This is a genomic window from Pyrobaculum sp. (assembly GCF_049971835.1).
Classification (GTDB): Archaea; Thermoproteota; Thermoprotei; order Thermoproteales; family Thermoproteaceae; genus Pyrobaculum.
The window spans coordinates 1-8503 of sequence record NZ_JBMFKV010000090.1; the positions used below are offsets into that span (position 1 = coordinate 1).

At 59.7% G+C, this 8503-nt stretch carries 11 protein-coding genes; 4 read left to right on the forward strand and 7 right to left on the reverse strand.

All coding sequences use genetic code 11. From position 1 onward, the window contains the following. Nucleotides 1-1345 (reverse strand): hypothetical protein (locus ACP5J3_RS08555; RefSeq protein ID WP_428495305.1); only part of this gene is annotated, 1345 nt, incomplete at its 3' end. Between the two features lie 114 nt (nucleotides 1346-1459). Between ACP5J3_RS08555 and ACP5J3_RS08560 the strand changes: the two genes are divergently transcribed. After that, nucleotides 1460-1732 carry a MoaD/ThiS family protein gene (locus tag ACP5J3_RS08560; RefSeq protein ID WP_428495306.1) on the forward strand — a complete coding sequence of 91 codons (273 nt, stop codon included), beginning with the start codon at nucleotides 1460-1462 and terminating at the stop codon, nucleotides 1730-1732. Here the strand turns inward: ACP5J3_RS08560 and ACP5J3_RS08565 are convergent. Beyond that, nucleotides 1729-2232: a hypothetical protein gene (locus tag ACP5J3_RS08565; protein WP_428495307.1), complete on the reverse strand. Its 504-nt coding sequence runs from the start codon at nucleotides 2230-2232 to the stop codon at nucleotides 1729-1731. The genes ACP5J3_RS08560 and ACP5J3_RS08565 overlap by 4 nt on opposite strands. 92 nt (nucleotides 2233-2324) lie before the next feature. On the opposite strand from ACP5J3_RS08565, the gene dcd reads away from it, so the two are divergent. Next, nucleotides 2325-2855, forward strand: a complete 531-nt coding sequence (gene dcd, locus ACP5J3_RS08570) for a dCTP deaminase (protein ID WP_428495308.1) — start codon at nucleotides 2325-2327, stop codon at nucleotides 2853-2855. On the opposite strand, the gene ACP5J3_RS08575 is transcribed toward dcd, so the two are convergent. From ACP5J3_RS08575 to ACP5J3_RS08595, 5 genes are read right to left on the reverse strand one after another with little or no spacing between them, the layout of a single operon-like run. Further along, entirely contained in the window at nucleotides 2852-3691 is an 840-nt protein-coding gene (locus tag ACP5J3_RS08575) for a metallophosphoesterase family protein (RefSeq protein ID WP_428495309.1), read from the reverse strand. The genes dcd and ACP5J3_RS08575 overlap by 4 nt on opposite strands. Further along, nucleotides 3679-4383, reverse strand: coding sequence for a TatD family hydrolase (locus ACP5J3_RS08580; protein ID WP_428495310.1), 705 nt, complete (start codon nucleotides 4381-4383; stop codon nucleotides 3679-3681). Before ACP5J3_RS08580 ends, ACP5J3_RS08575 begins: the two co-directional genes overlap by 13 nt. A gap of 30 nt (nucleotides 4384-4413) precedes the next feature. After that, entirely contained in the window at nucleotides 4414-6276 is a 1863-nt protein-coding gene (locus ACP5J3_RS08585; RefSeq protein WP_428495311.1) for a molybdopterin-dependent oxidoreductase, read from the reverse strand. Nucleotides 6277-6296: 20 nt separating this feature from the next. Next, a complete protein-coding gene (locus tag ACP5J3_RS08590; protein WP_428495312.1) occupies nucleotides 6297-7031 on the reverse strand; it encodes an amino acid ABC transporter ATP-binding protein in 735 nt (244 codons plus the stop codon). A gap of 3 nt (nucleotides 7032-7034) precedes the next feature. After that, on the reverse strand, nucleotides 7035-7724 hold the full coding sequence (locus tag ACP5J3_RS08595) for an amino acid ABC transporter permease (RefSeq protein ID WP_428495313.1): 690 nt from the start codon (nucleotides 7722-7724) through the stop codon (nucleotides 7035-7037). Between the two features lie 74 nt (nucleotides 7725-7798). On the opposite strand from ACP5J3_RS08595, the gene ACP5J3_RS08600 reads away from it, so the two are divergent. Both ACP5J3_RS08600 and ACP5J3_RS08605 read left to right on the forward strand, forming a co-directional pair. Continuing rightward, nucleotides 7799-8185 carry a putative metallopeptidase gene (locus ACP5J3_RS08600; protein WP_428495314.1) on the forward strand — a complete coding sequence of 129 codons (387 nt, stop codon included), beginning with the start codon at nucleotides 7799-7801 and terminating at the stop codon, nucleotides 8183-8185. A 28-nt stretch (nucleotides 8186-8213) separates the two neighbouring features. Continuing rightward, nucleotides 8214-8420 carry a hypothetical protein gene (locus ACP5J3_RS08605; protein WP_014287527.1) on the forward strand — a complete coding sequence of 69 codons (207 nt, stop codon included), beginning with the start codon at nucleotides 8214-8216 and terminating at the stop codon, nucleotides 8418-8420. Nucleotides 8421-8503 lie beyond the last annotated feature (83 nt).

An 8503-nucleotide genomic window follows, 5' to 3' on the forward strand; every position in this document is an offset into this window, starting at 1 on the left:
TCACCGTCTCCTCGCCCGGTGGGGTCATGGGGCTGGCCCGGGCCAGCACGTCGGGCCATTGGGCTTGGATCGGGCTCTCGGCCTCCAGCACCAGCCTCGACCACTCCTCCAGCATCTTCTCGTCTACAGTGGATAGTGCTTGTTTTACGATCTCCGAGTATTCCGGCTCTAGCCTCTCCACAGCCCTCCACAGCATATTCAACACAGCCGCGACATCTCTGTGCACCCAGTGTCCCCTTGGGCAGAGGCCTACCTTAGGCCCCGTCGGAAAGGACAGAGGTTCTCCGTGCACCGGACACGTCTTGGAGTTCCTGTACGAAGACACAAGCACCAACCTTAAGCCGCGTTCCGTTGCCTTGTCGGCTACCTTGCCGACTACTGCCTTCATAGGCGTCTGCTTTATGCGGTGCCTCAGCTGTGGACTCCTTTTGTCCACAATCATCTCCTCCTGCGGCTTCTTGCCCACGTTCTCCGTTACTAGAATGGTAGGCTCTTTAGTAAGCGCGTGAGCTATCCTGTAGACCCTATCCCGCTTTCTGTCCCCCTCCCTCAACCTCTTGACTCTCTTCTTGTACTCCCTCGTGTGGGTGCCGGAAAGCCTCTTTCCGTTTATCTCTACGGAGAGCTCCTCCGCCCACCTCCTTCTGATCGCGCCGTAGCGCTTGGCCAGCCTTCCGAAGTCGGTGCGGAATACTCTAATTGAAATGGGCTGTACCCACTGCCGGTTCCACTGGGCGACTCTGTCTACCGTGGCTTTAAGGTCGACTCTAGCCGCGACGATGGTGTTCTCGTTCACGTCGAAGGCGACTACTGCTTCTGGCTCCCTCGGCGCCTCCGGCTTCACCTCGTATACGAAGACGGCGTAAACTCGGTTTCCGACGCGCTTCAGCCGTATCGTGGAGGCCCGTGTGGCCCTGCCCGTCTTGGCAAGCCACTCGTAGAGCCAGAACCGCTTGTGAGGCCATAGCTCCGCCACTATGCGGCCGCTCATAAGACGTAGAGAGATAGCAGTTGGTCTATCAAACCGCCAAGCCCTTTCGTCTCCGTAGGGGGAGACGCGCCTAACCGCGGGAGGCTCTCCCCCAGCTTCAGCCCACGAGTTGTAGGCCTCCACGGCGTCCTTCACTGCCTGTTGCTGGTAGGCGAAGGGGAGTCCAGTCTGCTTGACGGCCTCCTTAACCTCGCCCCACACCTTGAAGAAGTTTGCCCTCCTCCCGCCGTAGTTCCGCACCAAGTAGTCCACCACCAATTGTTTCGCTTTTCTGTACCCTCTCTCCAGCTCCAGGTAGTCCAGAAGCTGGTTCCCGTCCAGCAGAAGCGGGACGGCGACGGACCTCGTTACCACCATGCTTAAATTAATGTCTGCTAAAAGCTTTACCCCGCCCTAAAGGTCAAGGTTTGCAGTTGCCTTTTATCACCTTTCCTAAACAGAGTTATATATTAAAGCTTGTACACAGAGGTGCCCAGGGTTAAGCTCGCCGGGGTGCTCGTGGCCCTCGCGGGTGGAAGGGACGAGCTAGAGGTGGAGGGGGCCACGGTCAAGGAGGTGCTCGGCAACTTGTCTGCCGTCTCCCAGAAGCTGTACCGACGCGTGGTGGGGGAGGACGGGAGGCCGAGAGCCGACATATACATAGCCGTGAACGACGTAGACATAAGGCTACTGTCCGGCCTCTCTACGCCTGTGAAAAAAGAGGACGTGGTTTTGATACTAGCCTACATTCACCCCGGCTAGCGCCTCTTTTTCCTGTTATCCACCACCACTACTGGCGCCTTCCTCTTCTCGGCCTGCGGCGCCGCTACGTTGGCGTCGGGGTTCGCGATAACCATCTCCTGTCTGTAGTAAACAACGCCGCTGGGGAGCTCCTCACGTGCGAATATTGCCCTCAGCAACAGCGTCGATCCGAAGAAGAGGAAGGTGGCCATCCCAGTCAACACCGCGCTCCACACAGAGGCGTACTCCAGGTAGCCCTCGAGCGGCGTAAAGGGCAGTATCAGCCTCTGCCCCACGACTTCCCGTATGGCCCATATCCCGTTGACTACGAACCACACCAGAATCCCGGCCAGGCCCCACTTGATGAAGAAGTCGCCAACCCACCCAGACAGCGGCCGCCTCGGTGGCATCGATGCTATGAACGCGATGGCGAAGGCGATTATCATAAACCACATCCAGCCCCCCACGACGGGGTGGCTCATGTACTGCGATACTGACTCAACTAGCTGTCTCAGATCCATCGCCACCACCCCGCCGGGGGAATATAAGAGTATTGTTGGGAATGGCGACGTATACTGGCTACAGCCCTTTTAACGCACCCCATTGATTAGGCATGATTCTGGCAAACGACGAGTTGAAAAAACTAATCTCGACAGGGAGGCTCAGGGTGGATCCCCTCTACCCGGACACGGTCAGGGAGAACGGACTCGACTTGCGGATAGGCGGCGAGTACGCAATCTACGCCTACGAGGGGTCCGTGGTGGCCCCATGTGAGCTTGAAAACGCGAGGCACCTATTCCGCATAGTTAAGGCCGACGAGGTGGTGATACCGCCCCGCAACTTCGTCCTGCTCACAACGGAGGAGTACGTCAAGATGCCCGACGACGTAGTGGGCCTCGCGAACCTCCGCTCCACCCTGGCTCGCTACGGGCTCGTCATACCTCCGACTATTGTCGACGCGGGTTTTGAGGGCAACATAACGATAGAAGTTGTAAACAACAGCCCCAACACCATTGTGCTGAGGAGGGGCATGCGCTTCCTGCACTTAGTCCTCGTCAAGGCGGAGGGCAGAGCGCAGTACGCCGGCCTCTACCAGGGGCAGAGGGGCGTCACCCCGCCCAAGGGCTTAAGGGGCGAGTGTTAAAATACGTCTACGTCCTCGGGGCACTGGGCGGGTTTTTTGCTCTCCAGGTCGTAGACCTGGGCCGTTTCGTCGACTAGTGCTATTTTGGGCCTGGTTTTTCTGTAGGGCCCCGCGGTTGAGGTGAAGACCGTGACTACGGCGCCTCCGTGGTGGGAGGCGCAGCCCTGGGGTATGTAGGTGTGGCCCCTAACAACCGTGGCCGTGTTGTGCGCCCTGTGGAAGGCCTTGGTGGCCTCTCTCCCGAAGAGCCATATGCCGGGGCCCCGGGGGCTGGGGGCGTATTTGTCGCAGGGACAGGGATCGTTCCACAGGACTTGGAACGCCAGCGGATCTTGAGGAGTGGTGAGGTCGCCCGTTATTTTCTCTAGTTCTCCCAACGTCGCGGGGGTCATGTCGTCTCTCAACGGGATGCCGCCGTGCAACGCAACCACCCTGCCGTTCAACAGCGCGGCCAGCGGCAACGTAGCGAAGGTTTTCTCAAACTCTTTGTATACGTGGCCGCACCGCCTCCCCAGTTTTTCACAGAGCTCGTCTAGGAAGCCGCCGTCAATGTTCATGAGAGGCGATTCGTGGTTGCCTCTCAACACAACCGCCTTCCCCTCGACGTATAGCTGGAACACCTGGGTCACCACCTCCAGGCCTTTGTCTCCCCTGTCCACGTAGTCGCCTAGGAAGAGGTAGGGCGCGGGCCACTCCTCCAGTACCTTCTCCAGAGTGTCCACGTCGCCGTGCAGATCCCCAACCGCCGTGTATCTGCCCTCTAGGCGCAGGACAAGCCCGGCGCCTCTCGCCCTCACCCTGGTCAGGAGGTCTACTATCTCCTCTACAGACGCCATAGGCGCCTGGCGTTTGCCTCCACGATCTCTACAACGTGGTCTGTGGGGGCTCCCCAGAGCTCCGCCAGCTTCTCCACCGTGTTTCTAATGGCGGGGGGCGCCAGCCTCATCCCCCTATATTCGTACGGCCCGTCGCTCTCCAGAAGGACAATTCTCCGATCGGCATTTTTGGCGACCTCCTGGTGCTTCTTCTGTACGGCCACCGCGGGGTTTATCGAGATGTAGTAGCCGAGGTCGCGGATGGTTTCTAGCAGGTCAAGGGGCCCCGTGTACCAGTGGATGAGGGCCCTGTCCACGTCTGCCCTTCTCAGCATATCTACGGCGTCGGCCCACGCGTCGGGGGCGTGGACGTTCACAACCAAGTCGAGCTCCCTGGCGAGGCGGAGGAACTCGCGGAAGAACTCCACCTGCTTCCCGTAGCTGTGGGGGACGAACTTCTTGTCTAGCCCTACCTCTCCCACGCAAGGCGCCTCCGACTTCTCCACAAGGCGGAGGACTGCGGACAGGTCCCCCGGCTCCGCCTTCTCCGCATGCCACGGGTGTATCCCCAGACACCGCACCACGCCGTCCAGTTGCGCCGTCTTTTTCGACGACGCAAGGTCGTCGGAGACGCACACAAGAGTCCACTCCCCCCTGTATTGGGAGAGCTCTTCCTCCGGGAATTCGTGGCAGTGGATGTGGTTGTCGAACACGTACCCTCCACGCGAGTGGGATAAATAAAGTCAACACCTCCTCATTTTTACGTAAGTAGTATATAGCTTGGGGGTGCCGCCGTAGGGGCCCGGCTCGCCTCTCGCCACTGCGTTGATGGGCTTGCCTTTTAGATCTCTGCCGATGCCGTAGTATGCCAACACGCCGCGCGGGACGTCTGGGCTCTGCCTAGCCCTCAGGACCACCTCGCCGGCGTCGTTGTACAGCACCACGCAGTCGCCGACGTAGTCCTCGGGGTTTACATAGATCACGGGCTCAGGCTCGCCGTAGACGTCTCTAAACTGGCTGTTGGTGTACAGCGGGCTCGGGGGGAAAGTCAGGACGTACACCCCCTCGGGGGGCCTTCTGTACTGCGGCAGGGGGTGTAGCCCGCGGCTGGCGGCGGTCTCGCTGTAGAACTCCACCCTGCCCGTGGCTGTGGGGTAGCTGTAGTAGTCGGGGGTTCTCAGCTTGACAACGCCACGCTCCATGAGCTCCTTCAGCGTAACGCCGGTGCCCTTGATGGCTCTGTCCACCGCGTCCCAGGGGTCTTCCTTCATTAATGGGTGCTCGGCGGCGCCTAGAAGCTCGGCGAGCTTCTTCACCACCCACGTCTCCCTCCTCGCCTCGCCGGGGGGCTCTGCCACCGCGGAGTTGTACACGAGGTAGTTGTGCCAGTAGCTGTACGCCACGTCGTCTTTCTCGAGGTAGAGGGGGGCGGGGAGCACTATGTGGGCGGCCTCGGCCGTCTCGTCCATGAGGGGGGTGTGCACAGTCAGGGTGACGTCCCCCCTCGCCGCCGCCTCCGCTATCCTATCTCCTTGGGGGAGCGTCAGCACCGGGTTGGCGTTCCACACGTACACTACGCCGAACTGCTGTATCGACGCGCCGACGAGGCCCATGGGCACCGTTCTGCTCGGCTTGGAGGCGTGGAGGCCGCGGAGGTACGCGAAGTCTATCCCCCACGCCCCTGTGTTGGAGTAGTAGAAGCCACCGGGATCCCCCAGCAGTGCGTGCAACAGCGAAATGGCCCTAGCCGCCTCTCCGCCGTTCTCAGTGCGGCCGATGGCGAAGCCGATGACTGTCACAGGCTTCTTGAGGTAGAACTCAGCCAGCCGGTGGAGGACCTCTCTGGGCACCCCCGCCTCCTCCTCCACGTACTGGGGGGTGAAGCCCTCTACGTACTGCTTGAACTGCTCAAAGCCGTATGTGTACCTCTCCACGAACTCCCTGTCGTAGGCCTCCAGCCTGATTAACTCCCGGGCGAGGCCCAGCGCCAGCACGACGTCCCGCCCCGGCCTCACGAGGACGGGGAGGTCCACGTGCTTCATCGTGTTTGTCCACACCACGTCCACGGCGGCGGTTGGCTTCCTCCCCCTCTTGGCCAGGGCCCAGCCGTGGATGAAGGAGACCGCCGCGTCGAGGGCCCAGAAAACCACCGGCCTCCTCCCCAGCTCCTCGGGCATGGCGCCGTAGGACCTCCCCCAGTGTAGCTTAATCGCCTCGTGCCCCTCTGCGCTACATATCGAATAGTCGGTGGAGGCGGTTTTGAGGAGGTTGAAAAGCCTCTGGGGGTAGTACCACGTCAGCAGGCCCTGGTTCCCGTCGTAGTCTATGTGCAACACGCGGCTTGGGTCGACCTCTCTGATCCTCTCCGCGAGCTCGGACAAGGCGCGGTCCCAGCTGACCTCCACCACCTGCCTCTCCCCCCTGAGCAGTGGTGCCTTCACCCTCCTCGGCGAGGCGAGGCGCTTCACATCCGCACGCCCCCTCGCGCAGGTGAAGCCGAGGGTTGGGAAGTCGCCTACCGGCGTCAGCCTGAGGCCCCCGCCGCCCGCCTCCGCCTTGAATATACAGGTGTCGTAGCAGTCCCTCGTGCATGCTACGACTGGCATACATCCCCCGACTTCCCCTCCTAGCCCGTTCTCTTGTGGAGCCTTTTTAGGAATTGTCTAAAACGCTCCGTGGCCGGGTTGTATAAAATGTCGGGGGGGCCCTCCTCCACGACCTTGCCCCCGTCGAAGAAGACCACCCTGTCGGCCACGTCTAGGGCGAAGTCCACTTCGTGGGTAACTATCAGCATAGTCGTCCCCCTCCGCGCGACGTCCTCCAGCACCTGTAGCACCTCCTCCACGAGCTCGGGGTCAAGGGCGCTGGTGGGCTCGTCAAGCATCAGCAACCTGGGCCTTATGGCCAGCGCCCTCGCTATGGCCACCCTCTGTTGTTGCCCGCCGGAGAGCTGTAGGGGGTAGGACCTGGCCTTCTCCAAGAGGCCCACCACCCTCAGGGCCTCTTCAGCCCTCTGGAGGGCCTCGGCGCGGGTGAGCTTGTGGACTTTTACGAGGGGGAGAACGATGTTGTCCACCACTCTGAGGTGTGGGAAGAGGTTGTAGTGCTGGAATACAAAGCCGACTTTTTTCCTAACCTCCATGAGGGTCTGCGGCGAGACCTCGACGCCGTCTATCACCACGCGGCCGCTTCTGGGCTTTACCAACCAGATAAGCGACCGGAGGAAGGTGGATTTGCCTGAGCCTGAGGGGCCCATTATCACCACCTTCTCCCCCTGCGCCACGTCGAGGTCCACGCCTTTCACAACCTCCAAGGCTCCGTAGGACACGTGGAGGTCTCTTACGGAGACTATGGCGGACATGGCCTATATTATGCCTCTTCTTAAATATCCAGGTATGGCGTATTTCCGCTCGATGAGGTGGCTGATCTTCACCATGGTGTAGCAGATTACAAAGTATATAGTTGCCGCCGCCATGTAGGCTTCGAAGTAGGCGAATTTAGACGCGGAGTAGTAGTCTGCTCTTCTAAATATGTCGGGGGGCGTGACGCCTATGACGGCCACTAGGGAGGAGTCTTTTATCAAGAGGACCAGCTCGTTCATTAAGGCCGGGAGGGCGATTCTCAGGGCTTGAGGCATTATGATGTGGCGAAACGTCTGGGTTTTCGTAAAGGCGTAGGCCTCGGCGGTTAGGTACTGCTCCACCGGGATGGCTTGGACCGCCGAGCGGAATATCTCGGCTTGGTAGGCGGCGCTGTTGAGCCCCAGGGCTATCACCCCGGCGGTGAACGGGTCGATGTTGACGCCGTAGCTCTTCAAGTAGCCCCCCACCCCGAAGTATATTATGAATATCTGCACCAGTAGGGGGGTTCCGCGGAACGCCTCTACGTAGGCGGAGGCCAGCCAAGGCAACGGCTTCGGCAGGAAGAACCTGACCAGCAAGAGCATGGAGCCCAGAACTAGCCCTATTACAAAAGAGAGGAGTGCAAGGGACATGGTCGTGGGTATGCCGAGTACGACGTATTGAAGAGCTTCTAAATAGTTTTCTATAGCCATACCGCGGCTAGTTCGCCGATTTAAAAAGCTTTTTACGGCGCGGCTGATTTATAACCTACTATCTGGCGCGCGACGTGGCTTATATCAGACTCGCAGAGGTGGAGACAGATCTAAAAAACGCCGTTGCGAGACACGGCATAGGTCACCTGCTCAGCGTCGACATCGCGGTGGTCTACAATCCCAACTCCCGCTCCCGTGCGGTGGCGAGGATATGGGGGCTAAACAAGATATTTCAGGAAGTCTACGGGCTACGCCCCCTCTACGTCGTGGAGCTTCTGAGACACTTCGCAGAGCTTAGTTGCGAGGCGAGGGTCCGGGCCGTGGCGCATGAGCTGGCGCACATCCCCTCCACAGGTAGCGGGGCGCTGAGGCCCCACAATAGATACTTCTGGAGGGACTACAGGAGATACGTCAAGCTTTTTAAATGCGACGACTTTCCCTCTCTCAAAAAGCAACTATAGGCTTAAAAAACACGGGGCAACGAAGTACGTGTACTACCTCGCAGACGCCAGGCTGAAAGCCGCTGTGGAGAAATTCACAGCCGACCTCACGTTGAAGTGCAGAACTGTATACCAGCTCTACAAGCTGTATAAACAAGGCCTTGTGACGCAGAAAGTGGGCGAGCGGGCGCGGGAAATTCTCGAGACAGAGTGCCCAAAAGACCTAATCGAGCTTATAGCCCCCACCGTGGACTAGATCCATCCTCTTGTTTTCATGGTTTTGTATATTCTCTCTAGGGCTGTGACTATCGCTGCGTCTCTCATAGTCCACTGCTTCTC